General features: G+C 42.2%; 18 protein-coding genes. 9 read left to right on the top strand and 9 right to left on the bottom strand.

From position 1 onward, the window contains the following. Positions 1–25 precede the first annotated feature (25 nt). Complete coding sequence (gene infB, locus ACYRY3_RS29810) at positions 26–1,465, bottom strand: translation initiation factor IF-2 (RefSeq protein WP_460205451.1); 1,440 nt, start codon at positions 1,463–1,465, stop codon at positions 26–28. Between the two features lie 33 nt (positions 1,466–1,498). Between infB and ACYRY3_RS29805 the strand changes: the two genes are divergently transcribed. The 5 genes from ACYRY3_RS29805 to ACYRY3_RS29785 all read left to right on the top strand — a co-directional run bounded on the left by ACYRY3_RS29805 (position 1,499) and on the right by ACYRY3_RS29785 (position 11,281). Then, on the top strand, positions 1,499–3,286 hold the full coding sequence (locus ACYRY3_RS29805; protein ID WP_460205294.1) for a glycosyltransferase family 39 protein: 1,788 nt from the start codon (positions 1,499–1,501) through the stop codon (positions 3,284–3,286). A 712-nt stretch (positions 3,287–3,998) separates the two neighbouring features. Continuing rightward, positions 3,999–6,290 carry an ATP-binding protein gene (locus ACYRY3_RS29800; RefSeq protein WP_460205293.1) on the top strand — a complete coding sequence of 764 codons (2,292 nt, stop codon included), beginning with the start codon at positions 3,999–4,001 and terminating at the stop codon, positions 6,288–6,290. A 6-nt stretch (positions 6,291–6,296) separates the two neighbouring features. Then, positions 6,297–6,782, top strand: coding sequence for a response regulator (locus ACYRY3_RS29795; RefSeq protein WP_460205292.1), 486 nt, complete (start codon positions 6,297–6,299; stop codon positions 6,780–6,782). A 2-nt stretch (positions 6,783–6,784) separates the two neighbouring features. After that, entirely contained in the window at positions 6,785–10,090 is a 3,306-nt protein-coding gene (locus tag ACYRY3_RS29790; protein ID WP_460205291.1) for a PAS domain S-box protein, read from the top strand. Between the two features lie 75 nt (positions 10,091–10,165). Next, positions 10,166–11,281 (top strand): hybrid sensor histidine kinase/response regulator, encoded by a 1,116-nt coding sequence (locus ACYRY3_RS29785; protein WP_460205290.1) that lies wholly within the window; start codon positions 10,166–10,168, stop codon positions 11,279–11,281. Between the two features lie 137 nt (positions 11,282–11,418). Here the strand turns inward: ACYRY3_RS29785 and ACYRY3_RS29780 are convergent, their stop codons facing one another. Next, positions 11,419–12,498, bottom strand: a complete 1,080-nt coding sequence (locus ACYRY3_RS29780) for a RuBisCO accumulation factor 1 (protein ID WP_460205289.1) — start codon at positions 12,496–12,498, stop codon at positions 11,419–11,421. Positions 12,499–13,048: 550 nt separating this feature from the next. Here ACYRY3_RS29780 and ACYRY3_RS29775 point away from each other — a divergent pair. From ACYRY3_RS29775 to ACYRY3_RS29765, 3 genes are all read left to right on the top strand, one after another. Further along, a complete protein-coding gene (locus ACYRY3_RS29775; protein ID WP_460205288.1) occupies positions 13,049–14,005 on the top strand; it encodes a response regulator in 957 nt (318 codons plus the stop codon). A gap of 73 nt (positions 14,006–14,078) precedes the next feature. Next, a complete protein-coding gene (ubiE, locus tag ACYRY3_RS29770; protein WP_460205287.1) occupies positions 14,079–14,774 on the top strand; it encodes a bifunctional demethylmenaquinone methyltransferase/2-methoxy-6-polyprenyl-1,4-benzoquinol methylase UbiE in 696 nt (231 codons plus the stop codon). A gap of 69 nt (positions 14,775–14,843) precedes the next feature. Then, positions 14,844–16,082, top strand: a complete 1,239-nt coding sequence (locus ACYRY3_RS29765; protein WP_460205286.1) for a DUF445 domain-containing protein — start codon at positions 14,844–14,846, stop codon at positions 16,080–16,082. A 337-nt stretch (positions 16,083–16,419) separates the two neighbouring features. Here ACYRY3_RS29765 and ACYRY3_RS29760 read toward each other — a convergent pair whose 3' ends face one another. Continuing rightward, positions 16,420–16,803, bottom strand: coding sequence for a type II toxin-antitoxin system VapC family toxin (locus tag ACYRY3_RS29760; protein WP_460205285.1), 384 nt, complete (start codon positions 16,801–16,803; stop codon positions 16,420–16,422). Continuing rightward, a complete protein-coding gene (locus tag ACYRY3_RS29755; RefSeq protein WP_460205284.1) occupies positions 16,803–17,186 on the bottom strand; it encodes a hypothetical protein in 384 nt (127 codons plus the stop codon). Before ACYRY3_RS29755 ends, ACYRY3_RS29760 begins: the two co-directional genes overlap by 1 nt. A gap of 129 nt (positions 17,187–17,315) precedes the next feature. Here ACYRY3_RS29755 and ACYRY3_RS29750 point away from each other — a divergent pair, with 129 nt between their 5' ends. Continuing rightward, a complete protein-coding gene (locus tag ACYRY3_RS29750) occupies positions 17,316–17,504 on the top strand; it encodes a hypothetical protein (protein WP_460205283.1) in 189 nt (62 codons plus the stop codon). A 21-nt stretch (positions 17,505–17,525) separates the two neighbouring features. Here the strand turns inward: ACYRY3_RS29750 and ACYRY3_RS29745 are convergent, their stop codons facing one another. The 5 genes from ACYRY3_RS29745 to ACYRY3_RS29725 all read right to left on the bottom strand — a co-directional run. Continuing rightward, positions 17,526–20,096 (bottom strand): HD family phosphohydrolase, encoded by a 2,571-nt coding sequence (locus tag ACYRY3_RS29745; protein ID WP_460205282.1) that lies wholly within the window; start codon positions 20,094–20,096, stop codon positions 17,526–17,528. Positions 20,097–20,313: 217 nt separating this feature from the next. Continuing rightward, complete coding sequence (locus tag ACYRY3_RS29740) at positions 20,314–21,252, bottom strand: ADP-ribosylglycohydrolase family protein (RefSeq protein ID WP_460205281.1); 939 nt, start codon at positions 21,250–21,252, stop codon at positions 20,314–20,316. A 92-nt stretch (positions 21,253–21,344) separates the two neighbouring features. Beyond that, a complete protein-coding gene (aroQ, locus tag ACYRY3_RS29735; protein WP_460205280.1) occupies positions 21,345–21,815 on the bottom strand; it encodes a type II 3-dehydroquinate dehydratase in 471 nt (156 codons plus the stop codon). Positions 21,816–21,824: 9 nt separating this feature from the next. Next, complete coding sequence (locus ACYRY3_RS29730; protein ID WP_460205279.1) at positions 21,825–21,962, bottom strand: hypothetical protein; 138 nt, start codon at positions 21,960–21,962, stop codon at positions 21,825–21,827. Positions 21,963–22,319: 357 nt separating this feature from the next. Continuing rightward, on the bottom strand, positions 22,320–22,759 hold a 440-nt coding region (locus ACYRY3_RS29725), incomplete at its 5' end, for a topoisomerase C-terminal repeat-containing protein (RefSeq protein WP_460205278.1).

The following is a 22,759-nucleotide window of genomic DNA, read 5'->3' as shown; positions in this document are numbered from 1 at the left end:
GCGAACCAAAGTTCGCCAGTACTCATTATCTTGCACTTGAGAGTGTACGGCGTTTGGTCACCATTTGGTAGGCTTCAATGATGTCACCTTCTGCCCAATCGGTATACTTATCGATACCGACACCGCATTCGTAACCAGCATTAACTTCACGTACATCCTCTTTCATCCGCTTGAGGGAGTCAAGGGTATCTTCATTAATCACCTTGCCATTGCGGCGTACTCGCACTTTGCAGTTGCGGAATAACTTGCCAGATTGCACGTAACAACCTGCAACCAAACCGCGACCAACAGGGAAGACAGCTCGCACTTCGGCTTGACCGAGGTGTTCTTCTACCAATTCTGGTTCCAAGAGACCTTCTAAAGCGCCTTGGATATCTTCCAACAGCTTGTAGATGATGTTGTACTCCCGTACATCTACACCTGCTTCATCTGCCGCGTGTCTTGCACCACTGGCGTAGGTTGTGTTGAAACCAACAATGACAGCTCCACTGGCTGCTGCTAAGTCAATATCAGTTTGAGTGATTTCCCCAGCAGACGCCAACAACAAGCGAATTTGCACTTCGTTTTGCGGTATTTGCCTGAGCGATCCCACAATGGCTTCTACTGAACCCTGTACGTCTGCCTTCAAGATCAAGTTGAGTTCTTTTAACTCGCCTTCTTGAGCTTGAGCCGACAAACTTGTTAGGGTAACGCGTCCCTGCATGAGGCGGGATTGACGTTGTTTTTCAGCACGTGCGGCAGCAATAGCTCTTGCTTCTTTTTCGTTCTGGAAGACCTCAAACTCATCACCTGCGGCAGGTACTTCACTTAAGCCCAATATTTCAACAGCGAAAGACGGACTAGCAAGTTCAACTCTTGCACCTCTGTCATCCACCATTGCCCGGACTTTACCAAATACGGAACCAGCTACCAGCAGATCTCCTACGTGTAGTGTACCGTTTTGAATCAGCAGGGTAGCAACCGATCCTTTGGCTTTATCCAAATGTGCCTCAATGACAGTTCCTCTCGCCAGACGATCTGGGTTAGCAGACAGTTCTGCGATTTCTGCTACTAGCAGAATCATTTCGAGAAGCGTATCAAGGTTTTCACCCTTAATCGCGCTAACTGGAACCATAATCGTATCGCCGCCCCATTCTTCTGGCACCAAACCAAATTCCGTTAATTCTTGCTTCACACGGTCTGGTTGAGCTTCTGGTTTGTCGATTTTGTTAATGGCAACCACAATAGGAACTCCAGCAGCCTTGGCGTGGCTGATCGCTTCAATTGTTTGGGGACGGACGCCATCGTCAGCAGCAACCACTAAGATAGCAATGTCAGTAACTCGCGCTCCCCGTGCCCGCATTGCTGTAAATGCTTCGTGACCGGGAGTATCAAGGAATACGACTTGCTGGACGTTTCCATCGTGTTCTACATCTACGTGGTATGCACCGATGTGCTGAGTTATACCAGAACAACTATCCACTATCGACTATCCACTAACTACTATCCTTTTACACTTATGTTAAATCGTAAAAGCCTGCATTATCTGTATTTGATTGGGGTAATATTCTTGGGTGCTATCTTGCGCGTTTGGCATTTGGATTTAAAACCCCTATGGATGGATGAAGTCATTACGGCTATCTTCAGCCTGGGTAAGAACTATAATGATTTCCCTTTGGATGTAGTGTTTCCTCTTGAACGTTTGCAGGAGATGTTTAGCTTTCAACGGGGAGGCAGTTATTTTCAGATTGCCAACAACGTTGCTACCCAGTCTACTCATCCACCCCTATTTTTTTGTGGAATGTATAGTTGGTTAAGCTGGGTAAGCCCATTAGGAGAAGAGTGGGTGGCAAAATTGCGCTTGCCATCAGCGTTATTTGGTGTAGGTTGTATTGTTGCAATATATTACGTCAACCGTATAGCTTTTTTTCCATTTGCTGGATTAGTGGCAGCTGCTTTGATGGCTGTTTCTCCCTTTGCTGTTTACCTTTCTCAAGAAGCGCGACACTACACTTTGCCCATGCTCCTGATTACTTTAGGGTTACTGGGACTGGTACAAATTCAACGGGATATTGAAAAGCGTCCGAGAGTCAGGTTTGTTGTTTGGGCTGGATGGGCAATTGTTAACACGATCGGTCTTTATGTCCACTACTTTTGTGCTCTTGCTTTCATCGCCCAAATTGTAACGCTGCTTTTTTTATTGTATTGCCGTAGGGGAAATATCCTCAATCAACGCAAAATTTGGTTAGCGGTTATTCTCTATTCCAGTAGTGTGGCAATAAGTTTTCTCCCCTGGTTAGCGATCGTATTTTATCATTTTGGTCGTTCTGAAACTGACTGGATAGAACCGCCCCAACATATTGCTCCTTTGTTTCAAACTCTGATTGGTTGGATACTGATGGTCATTGCCCTACCAGTAGAAAATCAGCCCCTCCCAATTGTATTAATATCTGGATTGCTCATGCTGGCTTTCAGTTTGTGGATAAGTTGGCACATCTTCAAAGGGTTAAAACAACTGTTGTCTACACCATCAACACATCTCCCAACCCTAGTTCTGTTAATTTTCACTGCTTGTGTGTTGTTGGAATTTTTTGCAATTGTCTATTTCTTGGGTAAAAATATTACTACGGTTCCACGCTACAATTTTGTCTACTATCCCAGCTGGTGTGCCCTTCTAGCTGCAAGTCTTTCCCAAAAAGAAAAATACGAACAAAAAACAAGAAAGAAGCATTTTTATGTTTTTCTCTCTTCACCTTTGATTTGTCTTTTTGTCGGTCTGATTTGTAGTGTTTTTGTTGTTTCCAACCTAGTCTTTCAAAAACCTTTTGAACCCGAGCAAGTTGCAAAGAATATGAATCAAGACCCTTCTACGTCGCTGATGGTTGTTATGGCATACAGAGATTATCAGGATGTGGCTTTGGGATTAAGCTTTGCTTTAGCACTTGAACCACTCAGGAGTGATACCCAAAGCATAACTGGAAATGGTGACAAAGATTCTCCCTCTCTCTCCGTTGTTCCCTTATCTTCAGAAGGAACCCGGAGTTCCACCTCTGTTTCTATCCCCCCATTTTCCAATTTTGCATTTTTTAAGCAATCACCAGACTTTACCTCTGTTTGGCAAAAGCTTTCTCAACTTCCTGCACCAACGGTTCCTCAGCTCGATCTTTGGGTTATTGGTCCGGGAAGAAAACGCAAAGACTATCCACCCAAATTGGCATTTTCCAGCCAAATGATTTGTGCTATAGACCTACAGCAGCACTACCGTATTGGTATTCCCTATCAATTATATCGCTGTGGATATAGATAATTTAAAATTCTGTACTTTAAGCCAAGCTTATCATTAATTATTAATAATTTTATAACAACCCGTCTTGACGACGATCGCATAATTTTTTTTATTTTAAATCAATTTATAATCCCTGTTAAATCTCCAGCTTTTAATTAAAGATGTTGAACAGTACAGCAACTAACTTTACAATTACAGCATCTAATAAGAATTACAAATGAGAATCATCACTTGTTATCAGTTATCAAGACTTGGCTGAACTCTTGTTAAGACCAAATTGGGAATTTCTCACCCTAACCCGTAACACATTAAGTCAGGCTTGGTTAGACACTTCTTTGCGATAATAGCAAAATAAATCTCTATTTATTTCAGTATATATACGGTTGATAAAAAAGTATTAAAATCTGGAAATAAGTAGAAATTCTGTTGTATGAAAATGTTCTATTTCTATAGATTGGTATTCAAAAGCAATGTATTGTTTTTTACTAAAATTTAAGAAGCGCTCCAGAAATAAATAAACATAAATATGCAGCAAATGGCAATACGAAAGTCTTGAAAAAGAATTATTCAGGGCAGGAAAATTGGGTGCCAAGATTATGTTTTAAAAGTATACTAAATTTAGTCGGCTGTTTTGGTCAACATATAAAAAAAATCTTTCTTCATAAATTGAATTTGAAATTTAAAAATACATTTATAGAAGAGAGATGACCGGAGATTATATTACAAAAAAACAATGAATATTTTACAGAATTTTATTAATGCTGAGAATGTAAACTTAACAAATTGCGATCGCGAACAGATCCATATCCCTAACTCCATCCAACCCCACGGAATTCTCCTGATTCTATCCGAACCCGACCTAGAGATACTCTATATTAGTAACAACACAGAGAGATTGCTTGGCATTCCTGCAGAAAATCTCTTGGGAAAAGATTTATCTAGTCTCCTAGAACCCGAGCAAATAACTGCAATTCAAGGTTGTCTGCAAGGAGATTTTGAACATATTAATCCCCTGAAGCTCTTGGTTTCTAGGCAAGATAAAAATACCACAAAGTTCAACGGAGTTATTCATCGGTCACCGCAAAATTATTTGATTTTGGAACTAGAGCCTTTGTGTTCTGAAGAAAGCAATAGTTTCATGAGTTTTTATACTCACAGCCAAACTGTACTTACTAAGATGCAACAGGTATCAACCTTAAGTGAATTGAGTGCAGTGATTGTCAAAGAAGTAAGAAAAATCACAGGATTTGACCGAGTCATGGTTTATCGGTTTGAACCAGATAATTCTGGTGTAGTCATTGCCGAAGATAAACTACAACCATTAGAAGCTTATTTGGGATTACACTATCCAGCGACTGATATTCCCAAACAGGCGAGACGTTTATACACGCTCAATCCATTGCGTCTTATTCCTGATGTTAATTATCAGCCTGTAGAAATTATCTCAAAAAACAACGCGGCTATTTCCCCATCCATTCCTCTTCAATCCCTGGATTTAAGTTTCAGTGTCTTGAGAAGCGTTTCTCCAATTCATATTGAATATATGAAAAATATGGGGATGGGCGCGAGTATGTCAATTTCCCTTGTAAAAAACAATAACCTGTGGGGATTAATTTCTTGTCACCATCAAACTCCCCGATTTGTTTCTTATGAAATTAGAACTATCTGTGAGTTTTTAGGAAAAGTGATGTCTCTAGAACTTGCCTCTAAAGAAGAAAATGAAAATTTAGATGAAAAATTGCAGTTAAAGTCGATTCAAACTAAATTTATAGATACAGTTGCCCGATCGCACGATTTTACTGATGCCCTAGTGGAAGACCAAGTCAGTTTGCTCAAACTGGTAAATGCTGAGGGTGCAGCAGTTTGTGTCGATGGTCTTTTGACACTCATTGGCGAAACACCAGCTGAGTCAGAGATTCATGACCTTATTGCCTGGTTGAATGGTAAATTTCACAACTACCTATTTGAGACTGATTCCTTACCAAAGCAATATTCCAAAGCTATCGAGTTTAAAGAGGTAGCCAGCGGATTGTTAGCTCTTTCTATTACTCGGATACGGGATAATTACGTGCTGTGGTTCCGCCCAGAAATATTACAGCACGTCAACTGGGCTGGCAATCCTCAAAAGCCAGCTAGAGTAGAAACTGATGGTAGTCTAACCATTTACCCACGTAAGTCCTTTGAGATATGGAAAGAGACAGTACGTCATAAGTCACTACCTTGGCAGCAATGGGAGATAGATGGGGCAATTGAACTGAGAAGTGCGATTGTAGGCATAGTGCTTCGGAAAGCGGATGAATTAGCAGCAATTAACTTGGAATTGGAACGTAGCAATACAGAGTTAGATGCGTTTTCTTACATTGCTTCTCACGATTTAAAAGAACCACTACGAGGCATTCACAATTACTCTACATTTTTACTAGAAGACTACGCCAGTATTTTAGATGGAGATGGAGTCTCGAAGTTAGAAACTTTAGTGCGGCTGACAAAGCGCATGGAAGATTTGATTAATTCCCTGCTGCATTTTTCCCGTTTGGGACGACAGGAATTAAATATGAAGGAGATTGACTTCAACGAGTTGGTGCAAAATGTCTCAGAAATATTCCGCATGAGTTTGGGGAATACTAATATTGATATCCGAGTTCCCAAACCACTGCCTGCGATTAAGGGCGATCGCATTTTACTTGAGGAAGTCCTAACAAATTTGATAGGAAATGGCTTTAAATATAACGATAGTGCTGAAAAATGGGTAGAGGTTGGATATTTAGATTCGGTTGAAGAATTTCAAGAACAGCCTTTTAAATGGACGTTTTATGTACGGGACAATGGCATTGGGATTCGTGAAAAACATTTAGAAACCATCTTTCGGATTTTTAAACGACTTCATGCTCCCGGTAAATATGGCGGTGGTACAGGAGCAGGTTTAACTATTGTCAAGAAAATCATCGAACGACACGAAGGCAGTATCTGGGTGGAGTCTGCTATCGGTCAAGGCAGTACTTTCTATTTCACATTACCGGGTTAAACGCATATGGAAAATTCATCGGTTCCAGTACCTCTCAATGTCCACAGTGCTAACTGCACCATATTGGTGGTAGAAGATAGCGACGAGGATTTCACAGCACTTAAGCGAGCACTTCGGGAAGCAGCATGTTTCTACCCAGTATATCGGGCTTGCAATGGGGATGATGCGTTGGATTATCTTCACCACCAGGGGGAGTATAGCAATCCCATGACATCGCCTCGTCCAGCCATCATATTGGTAGACCTAAATTTACCGGGAACAGATGGACGAGAAGTGATTGAGCAAATAAAACAGGATTGCACCCTCAAAAGTATTCCTGTTGTTGCATTGACCACATCTTCCAGCCCCAAGGATATTGAGGCTTGTTATCAGTATGGTGTTAATTCCTATATGCTCAAACCGATTGGTGTGGAAGCTTTGAAACAAACCATTCGGAACTTTTTGCATTACTGGTTTGATACTGTTGTTCTTCCTTACCCAATACAGCAATAAATATGGATAGTCAACGTACCATTGCGATCGTAGATGACTCTGAGGAAGACCGCACGCTTTATCGTCGCTTCCTGGAGCGTGACAGGCGATATATTTATAGGATTGTAGAATTTGAAACAGCAGCAGAAGCAATTGACTCTTGCAAGTGTTTCACGGTCGATCTGCTCCTCGTGGACTTCATGTTACCAGATGCCACCGGGCTAGAGTTTCTGGAAGAATTAAAACTTGTCACTGGTAGGAAGTATTTACCTGCAATCGTGCTTACGGGGCAAGGAGATGAAAGCGTTGCAGTGCAAGCAATGAAAAGTGGCGCACAAGACTATTTGGTGAAGGGAAAACTCACGGATGAAACCCTTCATCGTGTTAGTCATGCTGTCATGGAACGGGTGCGCCTTATGGAGCAGGTAGAGCAGCAGCAAGAGCAGCAACGCTTGATGGCAGCGATCGCCCTCCGCATTCGTTTGTCCTTAAGCCTGGAAATTGTTTTGAATACAGCAGTCGATGAAATCCGTAATTTTCTGAAAGCTGACCGGGTTATAGTTTACCAGTTTCACCAAGATAAGAGCGGTACTGTTGTAGCAGAATCTGTTTTGCCGGGATGGAAAAGTTGCTTGAATTTGAGGTTTGAAGATACCTGTTTTAAAAATACTCGAGGAAGCTATTACCGAGGTAACGCAGGAGCAGTTAACGATACGCATCAAGCAGCATTATCTAACTGCTATGTTGAATTGCTCGATCTATATCAAGTTCAAGCGAATCTATATGTCCCGATTTTTTCAGGGACTCAACCTATAGAAGGCGATCGCTGTCTGCTGACAAGCAATCCTCCTGTTTGGGGTTTGCTGGTAGCTCATCAATGCTCTGGTTCGCGTCAATGGCAGCAATGGGAAATGGATTTGCTAGAGCAATTGTCAGTGCAGTTGGCGATCGCAATTCAACAAGCAGAACTCTACCAAAACTTGCAAATTCTCAATGCACAACTTGAAGTTAAAGTGCAGGAACGAACAGCAGAATTACAACAGAGCGAGCGAAAATTCCGTGCCATTTTTGAGCAAACTTTTCAATTTATTGGGCTGTTAACTCCGGATGGCACAACTTTGGAACTCAACCAAGCATCCTTGGAATTTTTTGGTGCTGAACGTGATGAGGTGACAGGGCAACGCTTTTGGGAATTATCCTGTTGCAAAGCTCTACCCAAGTTATGTAAAGGTTTGCAAAGAGCTATTATCCAAGCATCTCTTGGAGATTTTATGCGATTTGAGGTAACGCTACCCAATGCCCAAGGTGTTCAAAGAACTGTTGATTTTTCCATCAAACCGATTTTTAACGAGCTCGGGCAAGTTGTTTTGCTGCTTCCAGAAGGACGAGATATTACAGAACGCAAGCAAGCAGAAGAAGCGTTGTGTGAACTCAACCACGACTTAGAACTCAGAGTTCAGCAACGCACCCAAGATTTAGAGCAAGCTAATGCCAAGCTGAGAAGCGAAATAACCGAACGTCAGCGAATAGAAGATGAATTACGGCGAAGCGAAGAAAAGTTTCGCCAACTTGCAGAGCATATTCGCGAAGTGTTTTTCATCTTCAACCGTGATTTTAGTGAAGTGATTTACATAAGTCCAGCATATGAAGAGATTTGGGGCAACTCCTGCTCAAGTATGTATCACAACTCCCTGTCTTGGTTGAATCTTGTCCATCCGGAAGACAAGGACCGCGTTATACTAGCACTTCAAAAACAAAGATATACTGAAGGTTTCAAGCAGGAATATCGAATTATTCGGGCTGATGGAGATATACGTTGGATTCGTACCCAAAGCTTTTTGGTTAGAGACGCAGCAGGTGCAGTTCAACGCATTGTAGGTATTGCTGAAGATATTACCGAAGGCAAACGTACTGAGGCTGAACTCCAGCGACGTCAACAGGAATTCCTTGCCCTAGTGGAAAATGCACCAGATGTCATTGCTCGCATTGAACGGGATTATCGCTATCTCTATATTAATCCCGCCGTAGAAGCAGCATCAGGTTTACCCAGGCAGGCATTTATTGGAAAAACCACTGCAGAACTTGGGTTTCCAGAGGAGACAGTGACGCGGATTGAACAGGGAGTGAAGCAAGTTTTTGAAACCGGACAAGAGCATTTTATCGAGTTCCGTCTTGAAGGTCTCAACGGGTTAAAGTATTACCAATCTCGGATGGTTCCAGAGCGAACTCCTCGTGGGAATGTAACATCAGTTTTGTTTATGAGCCGTGATATCACACTCCTCAAACAAACTGAGATCGACATGCGAGAAACCAACGCCTTACTACAGGCAATTATTCAATCCGCACCAGTCGGGATTGATTTTGTTGATACTGATAGCAAGGTTGTCCTGTGGAACCCAATGAACGAGCGTCTTTTTGGTTGGGAAGCAAAAGAGGTACTTGGCAAGCCTCTACCAATTATTCCCTATGAGGAACACGAAAAATTTGTTGGATGTACAACCCAACCCTTTGCTAATTGTGAATTAACTCAAATAGAAACTCGTCGTCAAAGGAAAGATGGTTCCTTAGTGGACATTAGCCTTTCGACTGCTATGGTACGGGATATTCACGGAAATATTATTGGTGCCATAGGTATTTGTCAGGATATTAGCGAACGACAAGCCGCGCTACGGGAACGCAAGCAGGTAGTAGACCAGCTCGAACATTCACTAGAAGAAAAAGAAACTCTTTTAAAGGAAATTCACCATCGAGTGAAAAATAACCTGCAAATTATCTCTAGTCTGTTGCGAATGCAATCCAGACGCGCTAGAGAGGAATCCACCATGATGTTATTCCAAGAGTCTCAAAATCGGGTGCAATCTATGGCACTCATCCACGAGCATCTTTACCAGTCGCCAGAAATTTCTCAAATTGATTTTGGTGAATACATTCGTAGCTTAACGGATAACTTGTTCCGCTGCTATGGCATCAGCCAAAAGATAATAGTTCTGACAATAGAAACCAACGGTATCAAGCTCAACCTTGATACTGCTATACCTTGCGGGCTTCTCATCAATGAACTTGTTTCCAACTCTCTCAAGTATGCCTTTCCTAAAGGAAGACGTGGTGAGATTGTGATTCGTTTGATGTCAGCCACAGATAATACTATTACCTTAACAGTCAGTGATAGTGGTATTGGTATTCCAGAGTCCTTAGATTGGAGCAATACCCATTCTTTAGGCTTGAGAATTGTGCATAATTTAACCCGCCAGATCAAAGGTAACATAACTCTGGAACGCGAAAACGGTACCGCTTTCCATATCACCTTTTCTAAGGTATTAAAACCTTAAGAAGTTAGTAGTTACTAGTGATTAGCTAACCACTAACCCCCAACCACTAACCACTAACCACTATCTATAAAATCTATGGTTCCTATTAGAATTCTTATTGTTGAAGATGAACAACTCGTTGCTGATGACCTGAGAGAAACACTGGAGTATCTGGGCTATGACGTTCCTGCCTTGGTAGCAACGGGGGAAGAAGCGATTCTCATGACCGAATCACTGCAACCCGACTTAGTGTTAATGGATATCCGACTGGCAGGAGAAATGGACGGAGTAGAAGCTTCCGAACAAATTCAAACTCGTTTCAACGTGCCTGTGGTATATCTGACTGCCAATGCTGACAGGGCAACCTTGGAAAGAGTCAAAGGCACGCAGCCTTTCGGCTATATCTTAAAACCTTTTGACGAAAGAATACTGTCTACCACTATTGAGATTGCTGTCGCCCGCCATCAAGCAGAGTTTGAAATACATAAGGCATTATTTACAGCTCAAACAGATAAGCAGATGGCTCAGTCCCAATCCCAACAGAAATCTCAATACCTTTACATGGCAGCCCACGAGTTTCGCAATCCCTTAACCACAATTAGGCTTGGGGCGGAAATACTGAAACACTATGGCGACCAAATGCCAGAAGAAAATAAACAAAATCAAATTAACCGCATTCAATCTGCTACGGATGACTTAATGTATCTTTTAGAGGAAATTTTAACATTGGGTCAGGCTGAAACTGGAAAAGTTCAGTACGAGCCAACACCCGTAGACATAGTGACGTTTTGCAAAGAACAGGTTGAATCGTTTCAGATGACAGCAGGTGAGCAATACACTGTTAAACTTTTGGTAAAAGGTGACCAACAGACTGCCTGTCTTGATGAAAAATTGCTTTGGCACCTACTGAACAATCTGCTTTCTAATGCTATTAAGTATTCTCCACAGGGGGGCACTGTATCACTCAGTCTGTACTGGAAAGACAATCACGTTTATTTTGAGGTACGAGACCAAGGAATTGGAATTCCTACTGAAGCCCACGAAAAGCTCTTTGAACCATTCAAACGAGCATCTAATGTGGGCAAAATCCCAGGTACGGGATTGGGGCTGGCAATCGTCAAGCAGTGTGTTGATATGCACGGTGGCACAATCAGCTTTGAAAGTGAAGTTGGTCAGGGTACAACTTTTACAGTTAAGCTACCCTGTAACTGACTAGTAGTAAATAAGTTGGCAGGATTAAACAGAACTACATTACAAAACGCAAATTTATTTCAAACCTTACCAATGACAAATGACAAATGACTGAGGACGACCCTTAACAGTTACTTTTTTTCTTATCTGTTAACGAATCATTCATCAATTTGCCAAGAATCCTTGGTCACGTTTTCATCAAGAATTTTCCTTGGTCGCACGATCACAATGATTCGACCTAGAAGGGGCACTTCTGGGGAAGTTTCAAACCACTGAAAATCCAATTCTCCAGAGTTATCGAAGACAAAATAACTACCTGCGTCCCATTCTCGCTGACCGCGATCCACAATGACTAACACGGGTTCGATACGATTTTGGGTTTGGTTTGGAAATCGATCGCTATTACATATAATTGCCACTGGGTCTTCTGCACTTAACAGTACCTGCCAACCAGGTAATGGTACCCAGGCTTGTTCTCCGGCAAACTTAACTATGCGAAATGGTTCTATCTCCTCTATTAAGGGGACTGCTTGCAAATCTTGTTGTGTCAGCGGTAACTCGCCAACCACCGGTACAAGACGTGGTAATTCACTTGCTGACTCGAATCGGTAAAAAGGCACAGAGGGCGCAGGGCGATTGGGTACGACAGTAAAATCCGTCAGCAATTGTTCGATTTTTTTCCTGGCTGTTTGTGAGTACGCAAAGCGCAAGCCTTTAGCTATCAGACGGGAACGCTCTTGTAAATCTGAGTTTTGGCGTGCTAGTTTCCAACACTGATAGGCAACTGCATCACCGGGATGGTTTTCAAATCCGGATGGTAAGGTTCTAAAGCGGGAAAATTCTTTCACTGCCTTGGCGACTTCCTTTGCCCCATCAAGATCGAGTTGGTTGTGGAAGGCAACTTCGGCAGCCGCAGCCCTTTCTTCTTGAGTTAGCAGGCGTAGCTCATATAAAATATCACTTCCTCTGATAGAATAGTGCGATCGCACTGCCTCTGATGCACCTGCCTTTTCTATAGAATTGTAAACTTGTGCTCCTACTATGACTTGATTTTGTTGTATTGGCTCAAATCCAGTTGCTTCAAAAATTTCTTGAGGATTGTAGCCAAGTTTTTGCAGTTGGGCAATGGCAGTTCCCCATTCCACCCAGTTGCCTTGCTTTTGTCTGAGCTTTTGCAGCAACTCCGGTGCTACATCGTTGTTCTTAGGATTTTGAGCATTGGGTGGTAAGTCAGTCATAATTTCTCAGCAAGCTTCAAGGGAACGCTGTTTATACTTGTACAGCAAGTCTTATTTTATTGTGTGAAGTACCCTACTTTAAGCTTTCAAGTAAAAGTTATAACTTATTGATGGTTGTATTAAAAATTTACCGGAAAAAGTAGTCAGAATTCAGTCGCCAGAATTCAGCATGAATTCTGTGGGACTGGATGGCGACTTGGGTTGAAAGCCCCCGGATTTATCCGTGGAAGCAATAAAAATTTATACTTCTTTGAATCCCCTGAATTTATTCATGGGGAGATTCTGAATTCTGAATTCTGGATTCTGGATTCTTCTCAATATTCAGCCCATTCAGTACAACTATTAAGAAATAATAACTAATTATTATGCTTTTACGTAAATTCACTAAATTCAAAAATGAATATTTGTCTAAAATTTTATGGTTGTTTTTGCCAAAAATAGGTATAACCAGTTGATATGGTATACCCAAGTCGTAATTACAATATTGTGCTATGTTTTAAGCCTGCTAGGTATGGAATATAACAAAAAATAAAGATTTAAGGATGATTTTATGAATAGTCCCCTTCCTGAATTAGATAAAATCCGGCGTCAACTGGTGACTGTAGAAAGCCGTAAAAAGGCAAAAATGCTAGTCGTTGATGATGAGCCGGATAATCTTGATTTGCTTTACCGTACCTTCCGCCGAGACTTTCAAGTTCTGAAAGCAGACAGTGGTATAAATGCCTTGCAGGTGTTGGCATCTGAAGGAGAAGTCGCGGTTATTATCTCTGACCAGCGAATGCCAGAAATGAAAGGCACAGAGTTTTTAAGCAAGACTGTACCGCAGTTTCCAGATACAGTCAGGATTATCCTCACAGGTTTCACTGATATTGAAGATTTAGTAGAAGCAATCAATGCTGGGCAAGTCTATAAGTACATCACCAAGCCTTGGGACCCCGTAGAACTGAAGGCAGTGGTGCAGCGAGCGGTAGAAACTTACGAAGTTCTAAAGCAACGTACCGAAGAATTAAGGCGTGCCAATGCTCAAATGGCATTACTAGCTGTTTTGGTGCAAGTCACTCAGCAAGCACCCAACTTAGAGGCAGCCCTTGACCCGATTGCCAAAGCATGCGGTGAGAGTTTTTCAGCAGATGGCTGTATTTTGCAACTTGTGGAGGGCAATGCCTTGGTTGCAAAGCAGGGAACTTACAGTATCAAAGGAACTGTAGAAAATTGGCTAGCTCAAGACCCGCTGACAAATGAAGCAATCGCTAATTCACAAATGCAGGTTTCAGTAAATATTCCTAACGACCAAAAGCTGGCTGGTGTTGCCCACTATCCAGCTAACGGTGTTCAAGCTCATTTGATTATTCCAATAACTTACCGCAATGAAGTGTTAGCGGTGTTGTCACTACAGTGGAAACAACCTTGCACTTTACGTGAAGATGAATTAAAACTCATTCATTTGTCAGCCCAATTAGTTGCGATCGCACTGACTAGCACTCGCTACTATCAACCCACTAAATAGTCAATAGTCCCTTGTCATTTGTCCAGTGTTATGAGCAAATGACTAATGACAAAGGGCTAAGGACAAATGACTAATGACCAATAACGACATTCGTAACATTTTTAACCGTATTGCTCCTGTTTACGATCGCTTAAATGATGGGTTGAGTTTGGGACAGCATCGCATTTGGAAAGAAATGACGGTGAAATGGAGCGAAGCTAAACCGGGGGATACAAGTCTTGATTTGTGTTGTGGTAGTGGAGATTTATCTTTTGTCCTAGCAAGGTACGTGGGAGTCACCGGACAGGTGTTTGGCGTAGACTTTTCACCAGAATTGCTAGAAGTTGCAAGAGTGCGCTCTCGAAACCAGTCTCGCCAATATTCCATCACCTGGGTAGAAGCTGATGTTCTGGATTTACCTTTTGAGGATAATCGCTTTGACGCTGCAACAATGGGTTATGGGTTAAGAAATGTAATAAATATTCCCAAAAGCTTAAAAGAACTACATCGTGTCCTGAAAAAAGGTGCCAAAGCCGCTATCTTAGACTTTAACCGTCCTAGCAATCCCCAAATGCGTGCTTTTCAACAGTGGTATTTGGACAATCTCGTCGTACCCATAGCAAACAACATGGGTTTAAAAGATGAATACGCTTACATCAGTCCCAGCTTAGAGCGATTTCCTACGGGAAAAGAGCAAGTAGAAATAGCCCGCCAAGTTGGTTTTCAACCCGCCACACACTACCCCATTGCGAACGGTATGATGGGAGTGCTAGTGCTAACGAAAAGTTAGTAGTTAGTAGTTATTGGTTAGTAGTGACTGGCTAATAACGACTAACCACTAACTCATAACTAATAACCAATGGATTGGTCTCATCTTTGGCTTTATGTTTCTCCCCCTATAGCGGGTGGCATTATTGGCTATTTTACGAACGATATAGCCATCAAAATGTTATTTCGTCCCTACCGCGCAATTTATATTGGTGGACGAAGGGTACCTTTTACTCCAGGATTGATTCCCCGCAACCAGGAGCGTCTTGCCAAGAACATTTCAAACACAATTATGGGGTCGCTACTGACTCCAGAGGAATTGCAAAATCTGGCACGACGGCTGTTGCAAACAGAACGGGTGCAAGGCGCAATTCTCTGGCTGCTGCGCTTGGCAATCGATCAAATTAAATCAGACCAAGAACAGAAAACAGCTAGGATTTTGGCAGGTATACTGCGGGATTTGTTGGGGGAATCGTTACCACGACTGCTTAAAGTACTGGCACGGCGGGAAGACTTTTTGGAAGCTCAGGTCAATCAAATCTTTGACCAGATATTACTGGAATTTCAACTGACAGATGAACAAGCCAGTCGTCTTGCTGCTTGGCTGTTACAAGTCGTTATCCCTCCGGATGCCCTGCGCCAAGCAATCATCGACTTTTTGACCGATAGCACGATTCAAGCTATTGATGAAAGTTTTCGGGAGAAAACCAGTGGTACCTATTGGGTTGTGGCAAATCTGTTTGGCTTACGCAATACTTTAAGCCGCCTGCGGACTTACTGCTTGGATGAAAAAGATGCTACCAATGCCCGTTTGCAGGAATTGATTCAAGAATTACAGGTTCGCGATCGCCTCAAGCAATTTTTGCAAAACTTATCATTACAAAACCTACCAGTAGGAACAGTAAGACAACTGCGAAAAACGACACGGGACTCCGTTCGTCAGTACTTGCAAACACGTGGTAGTGATTTACTTCAAGGATTAAGTGGGTCTGTTGACTGGGAAAACATAGCTATGTTACTGGTTAATCGCCTGAGTACTTCACCTGTTGTGAGTGCTTCTTTAGAAGTTGTCAGTAAAGAACTGGCTCTCCTTTTAGAGAGGTATTTGGAACGAGATTTAGAACTCATTGTGGCTCAGGCAATTCCCATTTTGTCAATTGACCAAGTGATTATAGATCGAGTCAAATCAACCTCACCTGCTGATTTAGAAGCAGCAATTGAGGGAATTGTCAAAAATGAATTACAGGCGATCGTGAATTTAGGCGGTCTTTTGGGATTTGTTGTAGGGTTATTGCAAACAGCACTCTTACTCTTTAACCAGTCAGTTTAAAATGACTCTGTAAAATTAGTGGGCAGTGCCCACCAATAAAAGTAGTAGGGTGGGCAGTGCCCACCAATAAAAGTAGTAGGTAGTAGTAGCACTGCTCACCAATAAAAGTAGTAGGTGGAACTATGCAGCACAGCAGTTATGTCTTTAGGTAATCTTCTGGCAGGAAGAGAGCCGTAATTATTTTGTCAACCCTCTTTTTTTATCCATTTATCAGTGGGTATCTGAAGTCAAAAACCGTACTGTTGTATTATAAAGAGAGAGAACAATCAAGAGGTGCGATCGCCTGTCGTCTGGCGCGGCGTCTACAAGTCACTAGTCACTAATCACAGGTCACGGGTTACTTTGTAGCAAATAAAATTGGTACTCCATAGTTTATAAATTCAGTATCAGAAGTAATTACAATCATCTGTTCTAATAAGGCTTGTGCTATTAAAAACCTATCAAAAGGGTCTTTATGATGTTCGGGTAGTGATACAGCTTTAAAAGCGTGGTGTTCTGTTATTGATAAAAAACTAAACTGAGTAGCAATAATAGCTTCTATTAAATTGTCTGGAGTATTAAGCTGTCCTTTCTTTTTCTTGGTTTCTATTTCCCAAACACTAACAGCACTAACAAAAACATCATTTGCAGAATCAGAAATTTGTTCACGAACCTCAGGTAAAATACAAGGATTATCTTCAAGCGACCATATTAAAGTGCAGGTATCGAGCAACAATTTCATTATTCTTCGATACCCAATTCAGAAAGAATATCGCTTGAAGTTTTATAGAAATCCTCAGATATTTCTACTTGTCCTTTCCAAATACCTAAAGGTCTTGAAGTTTTTTTAACAGATTCATGTCCTACTAATTCATTAACGGAAATGTCGAAAGGTTTCGGTTGTGAGGTATTTGATGAAAGTGATTCTAAAGCAGTTTCTGAATTAGAATAATTCCAGATAATGCGAGATGTAGAGGAATCAAGTAGTGGGGGGCGATATTTTAGTTTAATTAAACGATTTAGTGAAGTAAGGCGATTAATTGTCTCTTGCACCTTTTCTAATTCCAAAGGTGTTAAAGTATCTAACTTGGCTAATACTAAACGCAAATTTTCGGTAATATACATAGTTTTAATTAACGATTACAAACCAATATTTTATATTCTATTCTATTATTTTAATCTGTATAGCCAAGAATGTTAGCGTGATAGCAGGTGTCACTGGGTGTAGGCGTTTCAGAGAACGACCAGCGTTAGGTGTGGCATGAAGGTGGTTTAAGGCGTAGTGAGGATATCTTTTTAACCATTCATAGAGTTATCGGCGGTTCTAGGGGCATTTATGCGGGGGTGATGGGGATAGGCGATGGGTGTGGGGACACTGGTGAGTGGGAAAGTCGGAAAGAGGAAATCTCAGAAGTGATTCTGGGAATCCCCGCACCGCGATAGTCGGGGAGGATGTCAAACTTGTTAACTGTTCGCTGGCTTCTCACTACTAACCTTAGATTTTGGGTAGGGAATGCGTTTGTGATGGAATTGTTGCCAAACCTGCACGAAAATTTCGGCAATTTGGGACATTTCCTCTCTTGTTAAGCCTGATGCTACTAATTGGTTATCTTGCCACCTAGCGCGGAGAATATTATTGAGCATTGTTAAGGCTTGTTCTGGAGATACTTCTCTGAGCGATCGCAAAGCTGCTTCACATGAATCTGCTAGCATGACGATAGCGGTTTCCCTGGATTGGGGAATGGGTCCATCGTAACGAAAATCTGCTTCTTCTACTTCTAAACCGGGGTTTTCCTGGGCTATTTGTTGTGCTTGGTGATAGAAATACGCAATTTGCATTGTTCCCTGATGTTCCGGGATAAATGCTTGAATTGAAGAAGGTAAACTGTGTTTTCGTGCCATTGCCAACCCTTCACTAACGTGCTTTTTGATGATTGCTGAACTTTTCCAAGGGTCTTTAATTTCTGTATCGTGTTTATTGGGTCCTCCCATTTGATTTTCAATAAATCCTAAAGGGTCGTGCATTTTTCCAATATCGTGATATAACGCGCCCGCTCTCACCAGTTCGACGTTACACCTCAAGTGTTTGGCAGCCGCTTCAGCAAGGGTTGCCACAAATAGCGTATGTTGAAAAGTTCCAGGAGTTTCAGTAGCAAGTCGTTTTAATAAAGGACGGTTGGGGTTTGCCAGTTCTGACAAGCGGATAGGGGTTACCAGGTCGAAAAGCTTTTCCAAATAGGGGCTTAATCCGAGTGCGACAATACTCCAAACTAAACTCGATAGAGCAAATAACACGGCGTTTGGTAAAATTGTGTAGTATGGAAATATACCAATTGCTGCGCTAAGTAGAAGTCGGAACACCAAGTAAACGCCGCCTTGGGTTAAAGCGATCGCAACACTTAAAAGTGCGAGTTCCTCACGAGAATGCAGTTTTTGTGCCATACAGCTGGCCAGAATTCCCGCAGCTGCACCAGCTAAAAGGTTCACTTTACTGACATCTAAACTAATGGGCAGCACTATCGACAGCAGCGCTATAATTGTGACGCCCAAACGCGGTCCGTAAAAGCTACCCACCAATAAACCAACAGCACTCCAGGTAGTGTGTGGTGTACCCATTGTGAGCACTAGTGGTATGCTGAGGGTCAGCAGTAATATGAGAAAGCGATCGCTTTGACGCAATTTGCTTCGACTTCGCCGTTCTACAAGGGCAAAAAAGCCAATAGCTGCAGTCACCGCCGCCCCTAGTTGTATCAATGAAAGCCAGTTAATCTCCCGACGAATCAGGCGATAATGCTCCAGTACCTCAAAGTCAAACGCAGTAATTTTTTCTCCCTTGCGAACAATGACTTGATTCTTATGCACGGTGACCATCACGGGTTTGACGCCAGATGCTGCTTTTGCCGCCATCAGTTGTGTTCGTAATTCATCTTTTTTAAGATTTGGCTGAAGTACAGTTAACAGCAGTTTGATTGCTAGGGGTTCGGCGTCTTTTGGGACTAATGTTTGTACCTGCAGGCTGATGGCATCTTTGAGAATCTTTCGCGGTAATCCTGGTGGTATACCTTGGGTGAGAATTCTTTCCCCACTTTGCTGGATGCCCGTTTGTGTTTTCACCCAGTCGTCATCTGATAGATCGAGGAGGGAAGCGCGATCGTAGACTGTGTCAGGCTGAGTTGCAGCCAGATTTGAAAGTTTGGTACTTGCTTGGGCATACCCTTGACGCACTTTAGTAATTTGAGCAATGAGCGAGGATAAGTTGTGCTCGTTCGTTGATAAGCGGTAGGTTTCTAGTTCCTGCACCGCTTGAGCAAAGTCAGCATTTTGGAATAAATCATCTGGTTTTGAATCATTTGGTTTGAGTGAGTGAGACGTTGAAACGGAGATGGGGCTGGGGGGAGAATTCTGCTTTTTGAGCAACAATCCTGACTTGTGCTTGCCACTATTGTGGATGGCGAGTAATAGTGCTTGCCACTCCCAATGGGAGCAGGAGCGTAGATAACGTTGGGTAGAAACGGATAGAATAAAGGTATCGAAAAATGGAAAAGCCTCAAGAGACGAACGAATTTCGTTGCCTTCATTCAAAATTTGTTGCAAGTTGTGCTGAACTTCTTCATTGATTCGCGCATCCACCATAAGTACTGGTACAAACCCCGTAGTGGCAGCTTTGCGCTGTTCTTCGGTTTTTTCCTTATCCTCAATACTGGCAGTCGCTGGTGCTTTAATCGTCTGCGGTGCAATAGCGCCTATTTGCAACTGCGGTTGGTTATATAACTTCTGCCCCGTGACCCCTGTGAGGGATATGACTGCTATTGTCAAAACAATAGGGGAACGCTGTCCTCCGATACAATTGACAACAGCATAAAGACCTTTGTGACCTTTGACCGTTTTGGTTGCCGAACTTGGCGTTTTTGATGTTTGGTGTTTGTCTTGTTCACTATTTTCTGACGCATAGGGATGAGGGCGTAGCGCTCTGTATTGTCGCCGCCACTCAATCATTTTCTGGGTCATGGACTGAAAAAATTGCTGCGTTTTCATCACCTATGACCGCAGTTCCTTACTGTATTAATTTAAAACAAGACTTTTGGGAGCAGAAACACACTTTAAGCGGATTTGCCACAATAGCTACCTACTAATTTCGATGGATGGGTAACTTTTTTATGCTAGTATTAAAATATACTATATTTTGTAACAATTTATTAATTATGTTATTTGTTTCCTTGCACTTAGCAGCATGACAGCGATGGGAATAGTATTAACGCAATCGAATAACACGAGGAGCTGCTACTGCCTGTGAGGAGGACAACAACCTCCACCCAAATGCACTCTTGTCTTCCCTGTCTTCATTTGGATCGCAAGCAATCTCATACACTCCCGACCACACAGCCATTAGCCGATCTGTCAATCTTAATATATCAGAACAGCTACCTAGTTCCCACTTTTGGGTCGAATCTGAACAATTGAGTGAGATTTGCCAAATTGCAGGAATACCTGCTGTGCCGTTATAGGCTCCTGATAAAGCGCCTGTAATTGAACTGACAGTTTTTGAACAACGACCCATTCTATCTGCTCGCAAGACAGAAAGACGAAAGTCTTCTAAGGTACTGAGAAAACAGTAAAATGCCATTGCTATGGCGTTACCTGGCTTTTCTTCTCGACTCAATTCACCCTGTGCGATGTCTAAAGGGGCACCACTTTTTAATAAATTCTGAACTTTTAATAATTGTTGTGGAAAACTCGTTGATGTTTCCCCAAGAAAAGAAATCGTTTGGGGGATAAGAGTAGCTTGATGGAGCTTTTCTGTCAGAGATTGGGCAACTGCATAACTCAACGCTAGGGTTCCATCCGTGATGATGGCATCACACTGCAAAAAATTTGTTAGTAACATCACGTTTTGGCGCAGTTTTATCAAATTGTCATGGAAAAACAACGCTACTGGTAGAGTGGCAAGAATGACAGAAGTTTCATTGTCTAATTGAATTTCTTGTTCCTGCTTGTGCCATTCACCAGGGTTCAGTCTACCCAGAGAGATCAAATTCTCAGCGCAAAGAATTGCTATCTCACTCCAATGCAAAAGCCTTCCTGATGACGTTTCTACACCGTCTACCAAACATCCCTTCCTTGCGGCAACCCTTTCCCCAAGAATTGCCCCTAGTAAAACGCCATCAAAGCGGCTTAAAAGTGAATATTGCATATCCAAATAGAAAGTATGAAGCATGAAGGATAAAACATTTTACCCTTCATTTTCATTGACAATAAGTTTTGAAATACTTAAGACTTCATCCTTTATACTTCAACTTTCCTTATGTGGTGGACTAATGCTTGCAAGCCCAATATGTAGCTTTGTGCGCCAAATCCGCTAATTTGCCCTATAACCACTGGAGCTATATAGGAGTGATGGCGAAAATCTTCCCGGCGGTAGATGTTACTTAAATGCACTTCTACTGCTGGCAAGTTAACGCCAGCGAGAGCATCTCTCAGTGCCACACTTGTATGAGTGTACGCACCAGCATTAATGAGAATTCCCTGATATTGCCCCAATGCTCCATGAATAGCGTCTACTAAAGCACCTTCATGGTTTGATTGCACGGCAATGACCTTCGCCTGCTGCTTCTCTCCTTCTTCTTGTAACAGACGATCGATTTGTGCTAAACTCAGCGAGCCATAAATTCCTGGTTCTCGCTGCCCTAGCAAATTCAGGTTTGGTCCATGCAATACTAGAATGCTTAAGGGAGTTAACGACAAGCCTTGCACCATTTGTTATTCTTAGCGACGACGCGAGCGATCGTCTACGGGAATCGGAATCAATTCTGGCTCCGGTTCTGCCTCTGGTCCAAGAAGAGCTTCTATCAACTTTCGTGTCAATTCTTTAAGCTTTTCTAGTACTTTTTCTATATATTCCATTGAACCGCCCGCTCCTGAGCTACTCTTTCAATATTTTTATTATTACACCGAGAAACTAGAGTATCTTTACACCTTTGGCTTAAAAATAGATTTTTTCACACTCATCAATTTGGGTATGTACTATTTTTGCGATTTAGCCTAAGTTGCAGGGTTATTTACGCCCTTGTTTTCAGCCGTGTTCCCATTTTATCAGAAAAATTTGTTTTACGTGAGGATGGCTAGTGGTTAGTGGATAGTGGTTAGTGGTGAAAGCAAAACATATGTAAACTTTACAACTACTAACTACTAACTACTAACTACTAACTACTAACTACTGGCAGTCCCAACAAATACACACTCTTATTAGCACGATAGCCATCAACTAGCCTTTTTTGTTTTTTTGGTAGTGGTGGTTGAGGACTTGGTGGAAGATTTAGAACTGGAGCTTGTTGATTTACTCGTTGTTTTGCGAGTAGATTTCCCCGTTGAGGCTTTGGTTGCTAACAACTCTAACGCCGCAGAAAGGGACATATCATCTACTGATTGACCTTCTGGAATTCGGACATTAGTTTTACCGTGCTTAATATAAGGTCCGTAAGGACCGTTGTAGATATTCACTGGTTCACCATCCTCGGGGTGGGGACCTAATTCCTTGGCAGCTGCTTTAGATTTACTACTGGTCGTGCTACGTCCCTTTTTGGGTTCTGATAATAATTCCAAAGCACGTTCTAAGGTGATTGTCAAGATATGATCGGTAGATTTAAGGGAGCGATACTCCTTCTCCCCACTTTGGTTATGAACAACGTAAGGTCCAAAGC

The sequence above is a fragment of the Scytonema sp. NUACC21 genome (genome assembly GCF_054684315.1).
The sequence above is the reverse complement of the archived record's forward strand: the minus strand, read 5'-3'. Positions and strand labels throughout refer to the sequence as shown.